Raw genomic sequence first — 15,890 nt, 5'->3', positions numbered from 1 at the left:
CCGAAACCTACCTCCCGATTGCATCCTATCACTTCTTATAGCTGGTGTAGTTTAGTTATTCGGTCCAAAATCAAAAGAAAAATGATGCCGACAATTCGACGCGGGAAACGGGTCGATGCGGTGATCGGGGAACAGATGTGGCGTGAGATGAAACCGGACAACCGGTATGAAGTGTCTGTCGGCACTCATAAGGTGGTGGCGTATAGTTTTGGAACCGGAGACGAGGTGGTGTTCTGCCTCAACGGCGGACCCGGTTTGCCGTGCGACTATTTAAGAGATGCGCATTCGTGTCTGATCGACGACGGCTACCGCGTGGTAGCTTTCGATCAGCTTGGCACGGGTGCGTCTGATCGGCCAACTGATCCTGCATTGTGGACAATCGCGCGCTATGTCGAGGAAACTGAAACCGTCCGTCAGGCGCTTGGTCTTGGTAAGGTGCATATTCTTGGTCATTCCTGGGGCGGTTGGCTTGGAATTGATTATGCACTGACTTATCCACAAAATCTGAAGACACTTATTCTTGAAGATACGGTCGCGGACATGCCGCATCTGGTGAGTGAACTAGAGCGGTTACGCAGTGCGCTGGGGTCAGAAACTGTTGCGATGATGCAGAAGCATGAAGCGCAGGGAACGCTCGATCACCCGGAATATGCGGCGGCGATCACGATCCTCAATTATCGCCACGTATGCCGCCTGTCGGATTGGCCAGCACCTGTAAGGCGTTCGCTGGATGATTGGAACATGGGGCCATACGGCACGATGCAAGGTCCGAATGAGTTTCTCTATACGGGTAATCTGAAAGACTGGAACCGTCTGCCTGATCTCGGCAAGATCGAGGTTCCGGTGCTGATCACGGTTGGTGAGCATGATGAGCTGACGCCTGCCTGCGCGCTGCGCATGAAACTTGCCTTGAAAAATGCCGAACTGCATGTGGTGCCAAATGCCAGCCATATGCCGTTTTACGAGAACCCGACTTATTACTACCCGGTCGTTACCAGCTTTCTCAATCGACATCGTTCCTCTCGATAGATCAGAATATTAGGGAGAAACTCCGCAGCTCATGCATCGCTTCCAGTTTGTACTCCGTCGCCCCTTTCAGTTGTTGCCGGTTCTGTTCGGCATCAGTGTCATCACATTCGTACTGGTCCGGCTTATTCCGGGTGATCCGGCACGTGTGCTTCTAGGCACGCGCGCGACGCCCGCAGCCATTGCCAATATTCGTGCGCAGTATGGCCTCGATGAACCCATGTGGCTTCAATATCTCTATTTCCTGCGCAACATCGCGAATGGCGAAATGGGCAAGTCGATCCTCTATAAAATTGACGTCCTGAAGCTGATTGCGACACGCATTGAACCTACTTTGATGCTGGTTATTTGTAGTGTCATTCTTTCGATCCTGATCGCGGTTCCTTTAGCGGCGATCGCTGCACGGCGTAACGGTAAACTCAGCGATCATGTGATACGCACGGTGTCGACATTCGGGATCGGCTTTCCGCCTTTCTGGCTCGCTCTGATGCTGATTATCCTCTTTAGCGTGAAGCTCGATCTACTGCCGGTATCAGGCTATGGCAACACGTTGAAAGAGAAGCTGGCGCATCTGGTTCTGCCGAGTCTGACGATAGCCCTTTCACTTTCAACTGTACTTGCGCGCAGCCTGCGCGCTGCGATGATCCAGTCACTCAATTCAGATGTTGCCACAGCTGCCAGAGCTCGCGGAATGCCTGAAAGCATTGTTTTCTGGCGACACGTTTTACCCAACTCTCTTGTACCGACTGTCAATTTGCTTGCCGTCAACATCGGCTGGCTGATCGGCAGCACAGTGGTCGTCGAGAGCGTGTTTGCGCTTCCGGGCATGGGGCAGCTGCTTGTGCGCGCGATCTTCTCCCGCGATTATATGGTTGTGCAGGGGGTAGCCATGGTCTTTGCGTGCGCAACGGTTATGGTCAATTTCATGGCCGACATTGCCACTGTCGCCCTTGATCCAAGGGTGAAGCTATGAATGCGCGTCTTATCCCCATCACCTTGATCAACTGGCGTCGCTTTCTGAGCCAGCGGACCACGCTTGCCATTGGAATCGGTGTTCTTGCCCTCTTTGTACTGCTGGCTTTTGGCGCACCGTTGATCGCGCCTTTTGATCCAGTTGTTCAAAATGCCGACGTTCGTCTGCAGCCACCGTCATGGTTGCATCCGTTCGGGACCGATAATTTCGGACGGGATATTCTCTCACGCGTTATCTGGGGTGCACGTATCGATCTTCAGATCGCAGTCTTCGGCGTTATATTCCCCTTTGCCATTGGAACGGTCGTCGGTACGATTGCCGGTTTTTTTGGTGGCATCGTTGATACGATCTTCATGCGTCTGATCGATATCATTCTGGCATTCCCATTTCTGGTTCTGATGCTCTCAATCATTGCCATTCTAGGGCCGGGCCTGACGAGTTTCTATATAGCCATGGCACTGGTTGGATGGGTTTCATACGCCCGCCTTGTTCGGGCACAGATACTGGTTTTGAAATCCACAGACTATGCCGTTGCTGCGGAAAGCCTTGGGTTCAGCCGTTTCCGCATCATGTTTCGCCATCTTCTGCCGAATGCGATTGCCGGTTCGCTGGTTTTCGTAATGTCGGATGCGGTTCTCGTGCTGCTGAATGGTGCAGCAATCAGCTATCTCGGGCTCGGCGTACAGCCGCCGGTTGCCGAATGGGGCGTCATGGTTGCCGAAGGCCAGCCGTTTGTAACGACTGCCTGGTGGATCACGTTGTTTCCGGGGCTCTCTATCGTGTTTCTGGCTTTTGGTTTTAGCTTGCTCGGCGATGGACTGGGTGAAGCGCTGGGAGTGCATGAATGACAAAGTCAGTTCTTTCGATCCGCAATCTTCAGGTTGATGCTTACTTGCCGGATGAAACCAGGCGCTTGATCGATGATGTTTCTCTCACGCTCAACCAGGGTGAAATTCTTGGCTTGGTCGGTGAAAGCGGATCGGGGAAAAGTTTACTTTGCCGCTCGATAGTCAGGCTTTTGCCATCGTCGATTTTAAAGATCACCGCAGGTTCGGTCATGCTCGGCGGCACGGATTTGGCACAGGCGAGCGAAGCTGAATTGCTTGCGGTGCGTGGTGGCAAGATTGGTATGATTTTCCAGAATCCGACCAGCCATCTTGATCCCGTAATGAGTGTTGGCGACCAGATCGCAGAAGGGATACGCTTTCATAGGGGGTTGGATAAGATTAAAGCCCGCACAGCAGCAATCGAAATTATGGCGCAGGTCGGGTTTACAGACCCGACGCGCCAATATGGCAGCTATCCGCATGAGTTTTCAGGCGGGATGCGTCAACGTGCGATGATTGCGGTGGCCCTTTCCTGCGACCCTGAAATTCTCATTGCTGATGAGCCGACAACTGCGCTCGATGTCACCATTCAAGCGCAGATACTCCAGCTTTTGATGGACATTCGTGATCAACGCGGGCTCTCTATTATTCTCATCACCCATGATCTTGGGGTGGTCGCGCAGACTTGTGATCGTATTGCAGTGATGCGCAATGGGAAGGTGCTGGAACAGGGACTGAAGAGCGAAGTTCTCGGCAATCCCCGCGATCCCTACACACGCAATCTCATAGCCAGCCATCCGTCGTTGCCTGAAACGGCCTCATTGCGTCTCGTTCCTCAGTTGGGGGAGCCGCCGCTGTTGCAGGTCAATGATCTGCACGTTCGTTACGCTGTCGCTGGGGGATTCCTCAAGGCCCGGAAAACGAGCGCGTTAAAGGGTGTCAGTCTTGAAGTTCAGGCTGGTGAGACGATCGGAATCGTTGGGGAATCTGGCAGCGGGAAAAGTACACTTGCCCGTGCAATTTTAGGCCTGACACCAATCGCCGACGGCAGCATTACATTCGACGGATTGACGCTCAGCCCTGATCGTAAGGAAGCTCTGGCGGCACTGCGTCGTGATGCGGCCATGGTATTTCAGGACCCGTTCAATTCGCTCAATCCGCGCATGACGGTTGGTGAAACCTTAGCCGAAGTGCTGCGGGTACAAGGCAAGGTCGACGCCAAGAATATACCTCAGCGCATTGCCGAGCTGCTGGATCTCGTTGGGCTAGATCAAAGCTTTGCCGCGCGCAAGCCACGCAGCCTGAGCGGCGGACAATGTCAGCGCGCCGGTATAGCGCGCGCTTTGGCAGTGGAGCCAAAAATGATCATCGCCGACGAGTGTATCGCAGCACTCGACGTCACCATTCAGGCACAGATCGTTGATTTGTTTCGCGAGCTCAAAAGCAAGATGCAGCTGACCTTGCTTTTCATCGCCCATGATCTGGCTGTCGTGCGCAATCTCTGTGAGCGCGTGGTCGTTATGTATCATGGCGAGATCGTTGAAGAGGGATTAAGCGCCGAGGTGTTTGCGCATCCGAAAGAGGCTTATACGGCGGCACTCATCAGCGCGATACCCGATATTGACCCCACGAAATCGCTGTTTGAAGAGAGAATTCTTGCTGAAGCATCCTGAACAAGCATCGAAAACGATGCACGACTAACCAAAAAATATAAGGGGAAATACACATGCTTAAAAAATGGATGAAGATCGGTCTCGTCACCGTCATGACGAGCATGACATTTGGTGCAGCACTTGCCGAAGCGGCGGGTGTTTTGACAATCGGACGACGCGAGGACTCCTCCACTTTCGATCCAATCAAGACCGCACAGAACATCGACAACTGGGTGTTCTCAAACGTCTATGATGTGTTGGTGCGGGTCGACAAGACAGGCACGAAACTTGAGCCCGGTCTTGCTGAAAGTTGGATGATTTCGGATGACGGTCTCACTTATACGTTCAAGCTGCGCGATGCGAAGTTCTCGGATGGATCACCGATTACTGCCGAAGACGCTGCTTTCTCACTTCTGCGTATTCGTGACAATCCAGCTTCTCTGTGGAGTGACTCTTATAAGGTCGTGAACACTGCAGAAGCTGCAGATACGCATACACTGGTCGTTAAATTGAAAACGCCGTCGGCACCATTTCTGTCCACGCTAGCGCTCCCCAATGTCTCGGTTCTTTCTAAAAAGGGAGTAGAGGAATTGGGCGAGGATGGTTACGCGGAAAAGCCAGTGGCGTCGGGCGCGTTTGTGGTGGACGAATGGCGTCGTGGTGATCGTGTTATTCTGAAAAAGAATCCGAATTTCTGGGAGGCGGATCGCGTCAAGCTTGATGGTGTCGAGTGGATTTCGGTCCCCGACGATAATACGCGGATGCTCAACGTGCAGGCAGGTCAGCTGGATGCCGCGATCTTCGTACCGTTCTCTCGTGTGGCCGAGTTGAAAAAAGACCCAAATTTGAAGGTCCATGAAGATACGTCCACACGCGAAGATCATCTGTTGATCAATCATGAGCACGGTGCACTTGCGAAAAAGGAAGTCCGTCAGGCGCTGGACATGGCTATCGATAAGCAGTCGATTGTCGATACCGTGACATTCGGTATTGGTCAGGTTGCGAATTCCTACATACCGAAGGGTGCTCTGTATCATTACGCGGATAATCTCAAGCGTCCGTATGATCCGGAAAAGGCCAAGCAGATGCTGGCCGATGCTGGCGCATCGGACTTGTCGCTCAATTATATCGTCAATGCTGGCAACGAAACGGACGAACAGATCGCAGTTCTTCTACAACAACAGCTTCAGAAGGCAGGCGTCACCGTTAATCTCCAGAAAGTCGATCCCAGCCAGAGCTGGGATATGTTGATTGCGGGTGATTACGATATCTCTGTCATGTACTGGACCAATGATGTTCTTGATCCTGACCAGAAGACCACATTCGTTTTGGGTCACGATACCAATATGAATTACATGACCCGATACAATAATGAGAAGGTAAAAGACCTCGTTGCAGCAGCGCGTCTGGAGCTTGATCCGAAGAAGCGCGAAGCGATGTATATCGATCTCCAGAAAATGGCGAAGGACGACGTCAACTGGATCGACCTCTATTACAGCCCTTATATCAATGTCACGGGCAAGAACATTGAGAATTTCTACCAGAACCCGCTCGGACGCTTCTTTCTCGAAGATACTGTGAAGAACTAAATTTGTCAGGCTAAGGCGAAAATGTAGCGGCGGGCTTTGCCCGCCGCATTATTGTTATCATTTGCGCAAGCGATAATTGACCTCGAAAAATTCAAATTCGAGACGGACCGCACGCTGGAAGAAGTTGTGACATATATCAGATTGCGCCGGGCCAATCCGATCCAGTTCGGCTTGGAGAAAGCTTACAAACTCTTGGAAAGAAGGATTATCATGTAGTGTGATCCATTCTGCATGAACGAAATTTTCAGGACGTGGCGATTGCGCGCGGGATGCCCAATCGAGATAAAGACCTTCAGCAACGTTGAGAACCGAGAGTATTGCACCATAGGAGCGCGTGTCAGCGGCTTCACGCATGATTGCTTTGAACCCGATGGTCGGTTCGGTATCGGGGATATTTGCGCGTTGTTCTTCGCTTACATTGAGTGCTGTGAAAGCGCGAAGAAAATAGGTGTTTTCTTCTCCTGAGACCATGCCGGCGAAACGTCCATAGCGCAGCCGCGCCTCAAACGTGTCGGCTGTGGCCATTGCTGCGCCCAGCAAAGTGAGGAAGCTGTCTAGAAAACGATGGTCCTGAACCAGATAGGATGCCATAGATGCATCCGAAAGAGTGCCTGCACAGAGCTCTTTGACGAAAGAATGCTCAACCGCCTGCGTCCATAATGGTTCGCTTTCTTGTTTTAATATTTGAGAGAAATGCTTGGTCATAAAGCTACCTTTTTGCTGGCAGCGAGACCACTTGAGTTTGGCATTATACGGTCTCGCAGTGAGACCGGCAAAAGGCTGGCTTAAACTTCCCCATCCCTTCGCCGGCATGATCCGGATCAGGTTCGAAGGGTCACGGCGCTGCGCTTGCCAGCCGTATCTCAGCCCCTTGCGGGACACCCCTTGGAGTCAAAAATCTTAATCGAGACTCTCGCCAATGTCGAGCCATCGGGGAGTCGATGAGTTACATACAACCAAATTGAAATCGTCGCTTGATGATACGCCAGTCAGTCGGCCTTATTAGATTCTACAAGTTTAAGCTTTCTGCGTCTTAATATCTCATACATAGATGTAGTACGCAGATTTGTTTCGCGATCAATCTCGCCGCCCTTCTGCCAGATGCCATATTTCTGACGGAAATAATCGATGACAAGCAGATCAGCTTCAATACGGTCATGTCGAGCCCTGCGTTGCGAAAAATTTACTATTGTACTCATGTTTAAATTGCAAGGGTTCTTATATGCACCGCAAGGGTTTTGCACCGCCTTGGCAGGAGGCGTGTTTCATGCTGCACGAACATAGCAAGCTAGCCGACGAGTTGCGCTTCGTTCAACGAGGATTGGCGGGATTTGATGGCATTCAGCAATGGCAATAGGGCATCGTGTGGAAAAGCCACAGCCCTTTGGTGGATTGGCAGGGCTCGGTAGGTCGCCACGTAAAACGATGCGTTTACGTTGCCGCTGGGCCACAGGGTCAGGCAGTGGAATGGCCGATATCAAAGCCTCCGTATAAGGATGTTCTGGCCGGTTGAAGACCTCGGAGGTTTTGCCTGTTTCGACGATCCGTCCAAGATACATGACCGCTACACGATCCGCGAAATGCCGAACGACCGATAGGTCGTGACTGATGAACAGATAGGATAGTCCGAATTGTCGTTGAAGATCGAGCAGCAGGTTGAGTATTTGCGAGCGGATCGAAACATCGAGCGCTGAAACTGGTTCATCCAAAATCATGAGCTTGGGGTTGAGTGCCATCGCTCTGGCGATCACGATGCGCTGTCTCTGCCCGCCTGAAAATGCACTTGGCCTTCTCACTGCATGTTCTGGATGCAGGCCGACAAGCTTGAGCAGTTCTGCCACACGCGCACTGCGTTCGGACGCTGTGCCGATATTGTGGATAGCGAGCGGCTCAGCGATGCTTTCTCCGATTGTCAGCTTTGGATTGAGTGCCGAGGCAGGATCCTGAAACACGATCTGAATATCACGTGAAAGTCCGCGTATTGTTTCGGACAGACCATGCATGACTGGCTTGCCATCGAAGCTGATATTGCCGGATGTCGCTCTGGTCATCCCGAGGATTGCCGTGCCAAGCGTGGATTTACCACAGCCGGATTCGCCGACCAGTGCCACACTTTCCCCACGGCCAATCTCAAGATCGACGCCATCAACTGCTTTTACAAACTTGACGGCTCGTCCCAGAAGACCGCCACGAATGGGATAATGAACTTTAAGATTTTTAACGGAAAGCAGCATGTCGCTCATACCAGTGATCCCACTTGTTGCGAACGCCAGCAAGCCGCAGCACCAATATCGATGCGCGCTGAAAGCGGCGGTACATGCTTCCTGCATTGATCTTCCGAGATCGGGCAGCGGGGCGCGAAGCGGCAACCATCAGGCCATGAGCCGATGTCAGGCACAATGCCTTCGATAGTTGGTAGATAGGTTTTCGGTTCGCCTTCCAGACGTGGAATGGTTGAGAGCAACAGCCTTGTATAAGGATGCTCTTGGCCAGAGAAGATCGCATCGACCGGCGCCTGCTCAATGACGCGACCTGCATACATCACTGCCACGCGGTCGGCCATATCGGCGACGACGCCCATATCGTGCGTGATGAGCAGGATTGCCGTCCCGGTCTCATCGCGAAGCTTTTTCATGAGATCGAGTATTTGCGCCTGAATAGTCACGTCGAGCGCCGTTGTCGGTTCATCGGCGATCAGAAGGCGAGGACGGCAGATCAAGGCCATGGCGATCATTGCACGCTGGCACATCCCACCGGAAAGCTCGAAAGGGTATTGCCCAAAGCGAATTTCAGGTTCTGGAATTCCCACTTCCTCAAGCATGGCAATGGCAGCGTGACGGGCTTTCTTTCCGCTCAAATTGCGATGAACAACAAGGCTTTCCTCGATCTGCCGACCGATTTTCATCAGGGGATTGAGCGATGCGACCGGCTCCTGAAAGATCATCGCGAGATCATTGCCACGTAAGTTGCGCTTGGTCTTTTCGGATGTATCGACAAGATCATGCTCGCCGAACATAATGCGCCCCGATGCAATGTTTGCGACCTTAGGCAACAGTCCCATGACGGAGAAGGCTGTCAGCGATTTTCCGCAGCCGGACTCGCCCACAACAGACAGGATTTCGCTTTCATTGACCTGAAAGCTGACTCCATCCACCACCGGTTGGCCTGCAATATGAACGACAAGCTCATCGACTATAAGCACAGGGTTTGTCATTCTGCCTCCGTGCGTACCGCTGCCCATGGATGGTAGGGATGAGCCATTCCGATATTGTGGGCATCTTCGAGCATCACTACAGAGGGGATGGAGAAGTTCACCGGATAAAGCGTGTCGGCGATGATTTCGACCGGAAACTCTTCGCTCAAACGCGATGCGACATCGGGCTGCGCACGTTCGCTGACGCGCAGCTTTACGCCACTTGCATCGATGCGTGGCGCATGAAATGCTTCTTCAGGCGACATGCCGAAAGCATGGATATAGGACAATAACTGCGCGATTGCTGGCATGATCTGACGTCCACCTGCAGCGCCAAGGGCTATATATGGCAGGCCGCTTTTGTTCGCAATAATTGGGCACATATTTGCAAGCGGTTTCACGCCGGCCGCAATGGAGTTTGGCTGCCCCGGTCGAGGGTCGAACCACATCATGCCGTTGTTCATGAGAAGATCGAGCGAGGGCGCAACGACTTTCGAGCCGAAGCGCGACAACAGCGTGTTGGTAAGCGAAACCATGGTTCCATCACGATCAACAACGCTGACGTGTGTCGTACAGCTTTCGCCACTGCTGCCATGGCCGAGTGTGCGAAGTCGTTCTTCAGATGCACGGCGGATGGCTCGCGCAAAGGCGAGCGCGGTTTTTCCGGAACGTGCGTCTTCGTTCGGCAATGTCCTGCCGAGTTCCTCGAGAACGCGCGCGAGGGTTGGCCCACCGGAAAGTCCCGGCATAGCGTGAACAATGGTACCGCGATAATCAACAGTGAGCGGCTTTTTCCACTCAGGCTGGAACTCGCGCAGATCGTCTTTGTCGATGTGGCTACCGCCAGCGCGCAAATCTGCAATCAGCTTTTTGGCGATTTCACCCTCATAGAAGTCGCGTGCGCCGGCCAGGGCCAGTCTCTCCAGCATGGCAGCTTTTTTCGGCATCGGAATGCTACGCGGCGAGCCTATTTCGGGGACGCGCGGTGCACGGCCATTGTCAAGAAACAGCGCACTTGATGCAGGAAAACGGCTCAGTCCTTCGGTGTCGATAGCGAGGCAAAGCGTGGTGAACCAGTCAATTTGTAGCCCATTCCGGGCATGGTCGATTGCGGGCTGCAGCGCATCGGCGAAGCTGATCGAGCCAAAGCGTTCCAGCGCAGATGCGAGACCAGCGATTGCGCCCGGCACACATATGGAGCTGTAACCTATGAGATTTCGGTCTTCGACAACTTTGGGCCAGTTGAACCAGTCCCCATCGCTGCCGGGTGCCAATGGATAGTCATCCGGGTCAAGGCGGCGCGGAGACACTACGTTGAAATCAAGCGCATCCACTTTTCCGTCTTTGCCACCAGCACGCAGGAGAAAACCGCCACCGCCGACACCGGAAAGCCAAGGTTCCACCACACTCAAGACAAGTGCCGTCGTGACTGCCGCATCCATTGCGTTGCCGCCACGGCGCAAGACCGCTGCGCCCGCTTCAGCGGCAAGCCAGTTCTGACAGGCGATTATGCCGCCGTCGCTTAAGGTTTGCTTTTTCTGGATAGCCCAGTTTTCAGCCATTCGTCTGTCCAAATCTGCGGTTGCCGATAGGGGCGGGTGTTTTCGCTTCGACAGCAAAGCGCCCTACATTGACGGATGAAGCATGGTGGGCAGCAATCTCCGCCGCCGTTGCGACCCATGTGTCTTTTTGGCTGGTGATGTTGTCCAGCAGTTCTTCCAAAATGGCGATGCGCTGTGCCCGACCCGAAATCCAGTCATGTACGGTCAGCGTAAACAACCCACCAAAACGGTGCAGTGTGCGCCACTCTGAAATCCAGTCATGCAATATCGCCTGCCCGGATTGAAGCGGCCACTTGTCCCGTCCGCCACCCTCAAACTTGAAGAAAATCGCGTCGTCAATTGCCCATTGAACGGGGATTTCAGTGATGCCGCCGATCTCGTAGGGATGATCGAAGCCGGATAGTGAGGAGTCATAAGCCAATCCCACACGCTTGATCTCGCGCAGCATATGCGGCGTGATTTCCCATGCGGGTGACCGAAAGCCGACTGGCGACTTGCCGGTTTGTTTGACGAACAGCTCTATACTTGCTTCAAGCGCACCGGTGAATTCTGCATCCGACACATCGGCGACGATCTCATGAAAATAGCCATGAAGGCCTACCTCATGCCCGGCTTCAATGAGGGCTGGCAGGATTTCCGGGTTGGTTTCGGCAGTCAATCCGGGGACATAGAAACTGGCTTTTACGTGATAGCGTGCGAATAGGTCAATCAGCCGATAAAGCCCGGTGCGCGGCCCGAAGTTACGGATTTCGAGCGTTGCCAGCCGATCGGGAAGGCCATCGCGATGCGCCCACATGAACGGCACCTGCGCGTCCACATCGACGGATAGAAGCGTTGCTGACTGCTTTCCAGATGGCCACTGATAGTTGGGCCAGGGCGATTTGACGTTTAGCCTTTCGGTCATAGCGCCTTCTTCTTTTGCTGAAATACGGCAAGCGAACCGATGGAGTTGCCGCCATCTACAGTCAGTGTAGCGCCGGTGACATAAGCGGCTGCCGATGATGTGGCATAAAGAACTGCGGATGCGACATCAGGAGCGGAGGAACCACGCCCAAGCGGTATCGAAGAAGTGACGGTCTTTATGTGTTCATCAGACAGAGCGCTGACATCGCTTCCGGCCGCAAAGCCGGGTTCGACCACATTAACGCGAATACCATATTCGGCAAGCTCAAGTGCGAAGCCTTTTGTCAGGCGGTCGAGCGCGGTTTTGGAGGTGCAATAGGGGACGACCGTGGTGCGCATTTTGCGTGCTGCACCTGACGAGATATTGACGATTGAACCTGCGGTTTCCGTATTGATCATCTGTTTCGCGAAAAGCTGAGACAGCAGGAATGGAGCGCGCAGATTGACACCCATAATGCGGTCCCAGTCTTCGAGCGAAATGTCGAGCAGGAAGCCTGACGGATATATGCCTGCGTTGTTGACGAGAATATCTGGCGCGCCCCAGCATGTGGCAACCGCGTCCGCAAAGCTGGTGATAGAAGCTGCATCGATAAGGTCTGAGACAATGCCGAAATGGCCTTCGCCGGGAAGTTCCGCAATGCGCTCATCAAGCTTTGTCTGATCCTGATCGGTAAGGCAAAGGATTGCGCCTTCCTGCGCAAAAGCGGTGGCAATCCATCCGCCGATGATGCCGCCAGCGCCCGTTACGATAACTTTTTTGCCTTTGAATTCATTCTCGAAATTCACGAATAAAACTCCTATCTGCCGCGCGGGTCGAGCCGGTCGCGGATATGGTCGCCGATAAGGTTGATGGAGAGGACGAGCAGGAACAAAGCGACGCCCGGAAATGTCGCGATCCACCATGCGGAAGCTACATAGTTGCGTCCGGTTGAAAGCATCGCCCCCCAGCTCGCGGTTGGTGGCTGCACGCCCAGCCCAAGAAAGGACAATCCGGCCTCAAACAACACCATCAGCCCGAATTCAAGCGTGGCAACGACAATAAGCGCGCCTGCGATATTTGGCAGAATATGTCGCCATAAAAGGCGCAGCCATCCGGCTCCCATGAAACGTGACAGGCGGACATAAGGCATATTGGCCACAGAAAGCGTCTGCCCATAGGCAACGCGCGCATAGCGTGGCCAGCGGGTGAAGGCCAGAACGATGACGACATTGGCAAGACTTGGTCCGAGAATGGCAACAGTGATGATTGCCAGAAGAATGGCCGGGACCGACAGGACCATATCGACCAGCCGCATGATGATAGTTTCGGTCCAGCCGCGATAAAAGGCTGCAACCATACCAAGGACGCTTCCCAAGATTCCAGAAAGAACGACCGAGGAAATAGCAACCAACAACGAAATACGAGCGCCGTAAATCAGGCGGCTTAAAACATCGCGCCCCAGCTCATCAGAGCCGAGATAATAGACAATGCCACGGCTCTCAAAGCCGGGAGCCTTGAGGCGCGCAAGCAGGTTTTGCTTGTTGGGGTCCATGGGTGCGAAAAATGGCGCGAATATCGCTATCAGGATCAGAACGATCAATATCGCGATAAATGGTGAAACCGATAGCGGCAGCTTCTTAGACCATTTTGCGAGTGCCCGGGATGACGAGGAGGTGAGGGATGTCATGACTGACCTCCCATACGAATGCGCGGATCGATAATGCTGTAAAGCACGTCGGCGACAAGATTGAGCGCAATCGCAGTAATCGCGCCCAGCAGAACAACGCCCTGCACCACCATGAAATCGCGTGCGGCAATTGCTTGAACGGTCAATTGCCCCAAACCGGGCCATGCGAAGACGGTCTCGACGATCACAGCACCGGCCAGAAGATTGGCAATCTCAAGTGCTGCAACGGTGACAACTGGGATAGACGCGTTGCGCAACAAATGGCGAATGACGATGCGCGTTATCGGCACGCCCTTCGCGTGAGCGGTGCGTACGTAGTCTTTTTCGAGTTCATCAAGAACGGCTGTACGGGCCACACGCGCAAATGTCGCCATGGAGAGGAGGCCGAGTGCCACGGACGGCATGATGAGGCTTGGCCAATCACGCGCACCAGAGGGAGGCAGCCACCCGAGCCAGACCGCAAAGACCATGATCATCAGTATCGCGCTCCAGAATGTCGGCATGGATTGGCCCGCAAGCACAAATCCCATAATGGCTTTTGACTCAGCACGTCCGCGGCGCACAGCCATAATGACACCAAGGGGAATACCAAGGCCAATAGCGACGAGAAGCGCACCTCCGGCCAGCATGAGCGTATAGGGCAAGCGGCTCGCAATCAGCGTCCATACGGAGACATTCTGCACATAGGAACGCCCGAGATCGAAAGTAAGCAAACCACGCAGATATTCGAGGTATTGAACAGCCAGCGGCCGATCGAAGCCAAGCGCGGTACGCATCGCTTCGATATCGGCCTGTGTTGCGTTTTGGGGGACGAGCAACAGAACGGGGTCTCCTGCAAGACGTTGCAGAAAGAAAATAAGCGTCATGACGCCAAGAATGGCGATCAATGCCTGCACAATGCGGGTCAGAAAAAAGGCTGGCACTGCGTGTATCGTTCCCTTGTTATTTTTATTGCTGGTCGGCGCATAACTGTGCCGACCTTTGGTGTTTTAGTCCTGCCAGCTCATACGGTTCAGGAAGAGGCTTTCATTGGCCGTTGGCTTCCATTGGAGCTGCTTTGCTGCGCCATAGATGATTGCGGCCTGATAAAGCGGCACGAGGGGGACGTCTTCGGCAACGAAAGTACTGACAGTTTTGTAGTTCTCAAGGCGGGTGTTCTCGTCCAGCGTGCCGCGTGCGGCTTCCAGCGCCTTGTTGATTTCAGGGTTGTTTGTGGACGACCACGAGCTTGACGCATGCAGAAGTGGGAAAAGCACACCGTCTGCATCCTGACAGGCGCAAGACCAACGACCGAAAGCGATAGCAGGCTGGCTTTTCGGCTCACTCTGAGCGCTCTTCAAATAGGTCGCCATATCGGTCATCTCGATATTGACCGTCAGTCCCGTTTCGCCAATCATTTGCGCCACGGCCTGCACAACGCGCTGGTCGAATGTAGGGGCGGTGGCAAAGCTTACAGCTTTGCCGGTTGCGCCCGCATCCTTGATAAGCTGCTTGGCCTTTGCCAGATCGTAGCCATAACCTTCAATGCCTCCGACATAGCCGAAATGCGCAGGCGTCGCCATTTGCGTGACCGGTTTATCAACGCCACCAAGGAGCCCTTCGGTAATCGCTTCCTTGTCGATTGCGCGGGCGACGGCTTCACGAACGCGTTTGTCATCGAAGGGTGGAAGATTCGGGTTGAGCTTCACATAGCCCACACGTTCGGTCAGAACGGACAATGGCTTGGCATTGGCGGATCCTTCGATCTGAGCCGCGAGATCGGCATCAAGGCCGACGGCAAGGTCAGTGGTGCCCGATTGGAGATTGGCGATACGGGTGGCCGCATCAGGAACCGCACGGAATTCAGCAGTTTTGAATGCGCCCTTTTCGCCCCAATAGTCGTCATTGCGTTCCAGCTTAACCGCAACACCGCGCTGCCAGTTCGAAAACTTATATGGGCCAGAGCCGACAGGGGCTGCATTGAAAGCATCGTCGCCCTTGGCTTTAACGACCTTCTCCGGAACGATGGACAGTTTGACGAGCTGGGCAAGAAGTGCCGGATAAGCGCCGTCGGTCTTCACCGTGACTTCGTTATTGCCTGTGGCTTCGGCCGATACGATCTTATTGAACTGACCAAGCTGCGGGCTTGCGAAGGTTGGGTTGATGATGCGGTTGATGCTGAATGCAACGTCTTTTGCGGTCAGCGGCGACCCGTCATGAAATTTCACGTCTGAGCGCAGCTTAAAGACGATTTCGGTATCGGAATTATATTTCCAATCGGTAGCGATCTGCGGCGCTATTTCATCAACATCAGTGCGTGTGACCAGATTGTCGAAAACATTGCGATAGACGTAGTAACTGTCCGGGTTCCACTGCTTATGCGGATCAAGCGATGATGGCTCGTTCACAAGATCAATGACGAGCTGATCCTTGGCAAAGGCTGCAGTCATTGTAAGCGGTGAGCAGGCGAGAACGAGGCCTGCAATGGCGGAACGGATCGAACGGCTCGCTACTTTCAT

Annotated in this window: 15 protein-coding genes and 1 riboswitch; of the genes, 5 read left to right on the top strand and 10 right to left on the bottom strand. The window is 53.7% G+C overall.

What is annotated here, in order from left to right; genetic code table 11:
- The first annotated feature begins 135 nt into the window (after positions 1-135).
- The 5 genes from CES85_RS04455 to CES85_RS04435 are packed head-to-tail and all read left to right on the top strand — an operon-like array spanning position 136 to position 6,067.
- Positions 136-1,029, top strand: coding sequence for a proline iminopeptidase-family hydrolase (locus tag CES85_RS04455; RefSeq protein ID WP_095445696.1), 894 nt, complete (start codon positions 136-138; stop codon positions 1,027-1,029).
- A gap of 31 nt (positions 1,030-1,060) precedes the next feature.
- Positions 1,061-1,999 (top strand): ABC transporter permease, encoded by a 939-nt coding sequence (locus CES85_RS04450; RefSeq protein WP_095444816.1) that lies wholly within the window; start codon positions 1,061-1,063, stop codon positions 1,997-1,999.
- Positions 1,996-2,847 carry an ABC transporter permease gene (locus CES85_RS04445; RefSeq protein ID WP_095444815.1) on the top strand — a complete coding sequence of 284 codons (852 nt, stop codon included), beginning with the start codon at positions 1,996-1,998 and terminating at the stop codon, positions 2,845-2,847. Before CES85_RS04450 ends, CES85_RS04445 begins: the two co-directional genes overlap by 4 nt.
- A complete protein-coding gene (locus tag CES85_RS04440; protein ID WP_095444814.1) occupies positions 2,844-4,499 on the top strand; it encodes a dipeptide ABC transporter ATP-binding protein in 1,656 nt (551 codons plus the stop codon). Before CES85_RS04445 ends, CES85_RS04440 begins: the two co-directional genes overlap by 4 nt.
- Positions 4,500-4,552: 53 nt before the next feature.
- Positions 4,553-6,067 (top strand): ABC transporter substrate-binding protein, encoded by a 1,515-nt coding sequence (locus CES85_RS04435; protein ID WP_095444813.1) that lies wholly within the window; start codon positions 4,553-4,555, stop codon positions 6,065-6,067.
- Positions 6,068-6,124: 57 nt separating this feature from the next.
- Here the strand turns inward: CES85_RS04435 and CES85_RS04430 are convergent, their stop codons facing one another.
- From CES85_RS04430 to CES85_RS04385, 10 genes are all read right to left on the bottom strand, one after another.
- Positions 6,125-6,772, bottom strand: coding sequence for a TenA family protein (locus CES85_RS04430; protein ID WP_095444812.1), 648 nt, complete (start codon positions 6,770-6,772; stop codon positions 6,125-6,127).
- Positions 6,773-6,848: 76 nt separating this feature from the next.
- Positions 6,849-6,963: riboswitch (TPP riboswitch) on the bottom strand.
- A gap of 93 nt (positions 6,964-7,056) precedes the next feature.
- Entirely contained in the window at positions 7,057-7,266 is a 210-nt protein-coding gene (locus CES85_RS04425) for a hypothetical protein (RefSeq protein ID WP_095444811.1), read from the bottom strand.
- A gap of 66 nt (positions 7,267-7,332) precedes the next feature.
- The gene (locus CES85_RS04420) at positions 7,333-8,310 is read right to left on the bottom strand and encodes an ABC transporter ATP-binding protein (protein WP_095444810.1); all 978 of its coding nucleotides are present in this window, start codon (positions 8,308-8,310) and stop codon (positions 7,333-7,335) included.
- On the bottom strand, positions 8,307-9,281 hold the full coding sequence (locus CES85_RS04415; protein ID WP_095444809.1) for an ABC transporter ATP-binding protein: 975 nt from the start codon (positions 9,279-9,281) through the stop codon (positions 8,307-8,309). Before CES85_RS04415 ends, CES85_RS04420 begins: the two co-directional genes overlap by 4 nt.
- Positions 9,278-10,822 (bottom strand): gamma-glutamyltransferase family protein, encoded by a 1,545-nt coding sequence (locus CES85_RS04410; protein ID WP_095444808.1) that lies wholly within the window; start codon positions 10,820-10,822, stop codon positions 9,278-9,280. Before CES85_RS04410 ends, CES85_RS04415 begins: the two co-directional genes overlap by 4 nt.
- Positions 10,815-11,726, bottom strand: coding sequence for a polysaccharide deacetylase family protein (locus CES85_RS04405; protein ID WP_095444807.1), 912 nt, complete (start codon positions 11,724-11,726; stop codon positions 10,815-10,817). The genes CES85_RS04410 and CES85_RS04405 overlap by 8 nt, the downstream gene beginning before the upstream one ends.
- Entirely contained in the window at positions 11,723-12,511 is a 789-nt protein-coding gene (locus CES85_RS04400; RefSeq protein ID WP_095444806.1) for an SDR family NAD(P)-dependent oxidoreductase, read from the bottom strand. Before CES85_RS04400 ends, CES85_RS04405 begins: the two co-directional genes overlap by 4 nt.
- An 11-nt stretch (positions 12,512-12,522) precedes the next feature.
- Positions 12,523-13,392, bottom strand: a complete 870-nt coding sequence (locus CES85_RS04395; RefSeq protein WP_095444805.1) for an ABC transporter permease — start codon at positions 13,390-13,392, stop codon at positions 12,523-12,525.
- Positions 13,389-14,315 carry an ABC transporter permease gene (locus tag CES85_RS04390; RefSeq protein ID WP_095444804.1) on the bottom strand — a complete coding sequence of 309 codons (927 nt, stop codon included), beginning with the start codon at positions 14,313-14,315 and terminating at the stop codon, positions 13,389-13,391. Before CES85_RS04390 ends, CES85_RS04395 begins: the two co-directional genes overlap by 4 nt.
- Before the next feature lie 66 nt (positions 14,316-14,381).
- Positions 14,382-15,890: an ABC transporter substrate-binding protein gene (locus CES85_RS04385; RefSeq protein WP_095444803.1), complete on the bottom strand. Its 1,509-nt coding sequence runs from the start codon at positions 15,888-15,890 to the stop codon at positions 14,382-14,384.

The sequence above is a fragment of the Ochrobactrum quorumnocens genome, from assembly GCF_002278035.1.
Taxonomy (GTDB): Bacteria; Pseudomonadota; Alphaproteobacteria; order Rhizobiales; family Rhizobiaceae; genus Brucella; species Brucella quorumnocens.
Note: the sequence above shows the minus strand (reverse complement) of the source record. Positions and strands in the feature narration are given on the sequence as shown.

Bases quoted from the DNA above. Each gene is read 5' to 3' on its own strand.
- CES85_RS04455 (WP_095445696.1), top strand. From the start codon at position 136: ATGTGGCGTGAGATGAAACCGGACAACCGGTATGAAGTGTCTGTCGGC.
- CES85_RS04450 (WP_095444816.1), top strand. From the start codon at position 1,061: ATGCATCGCTTCCAGTTTGTACTCCGTCGCCCCTTTCAGTTGTTGCCG.
- CES85_RS04445 (WP_095444815.1), top strand. From the start codon at position 1,996: ATGAATGCGCGTCTTATCCCCATCACCTTGATCAACTGGCGTCGCTTT.
- CES85_RS04440 (WP_095444814.1), top strand. From the start codon at position 2,844: ATGACAAAGTCAGTTCTTTCGATCCGCAATCTTCAGGTTGATGCTTAC.
- CES85_RS04435 (WP_095444813.1), top strand. From the start codon at position 4,553: ATGCTTAAAAAATGGATGAAGATCGGTCTCGTCACCGTCATGACGAGC.
- CES85_RS04430 (WP_095444812.1), bottom strand. From the start codon at position 6,772: ATGACCAAGCATTTCTCTCAAATATTAAAACAAGAAAGCGAACCATTA.
- CES85_RS04425 (WP_095444811.1), bottom strand. From the start codon at position 7,266: ATGAGTACAATAGTAAATTTTTCGCAACGCAGGGCTCGACATGACCGT.
- CES85_RS04420 (WP_095444810.1), bottom strand. From the start codon at position 8,310: ATGAGCGACATGCTGCTTTCCGTTAAAAATCTTAAAGTTCATTATCCC.
- CES85_RS04415 (WP_095444809.1), bottom strand. From the start codon at position 9,281: ATGACAAACCCTGTGCTTATAGTCGATGAGCTTGTCGTTCATATTGCA.
- CES85_RS04410 (WP_095444808.1), bottom strand. From the start codon at position 10,822: ATGGCTGAAAACTGGGCTATCCAGAAAAAGCAAACCTTAAGCGACGGC.
- CES85_RS04405 (WP_095444807.1), bottom strand. From the start codon at position 11,726: ATGACCGAAAGGCTAAACGTCAAATCGCCCTGGCCCAACTATCAGTGG.
- CES85_RS04395 (WP_095444805.1), bottom strand. From the start codon at position 13,392: ATGACATCCCTCACCTCCTCGTCATCCCGGGCACTCGCAAAATGGTCT.
- CES85_RS04385 (WP_095444803.1), bottom strand. From the start codon at position 15,890: ATGAAAGTAGCGAGCCGTTCGATCCGTTCCGCCATTGCAGGCCTCGTT.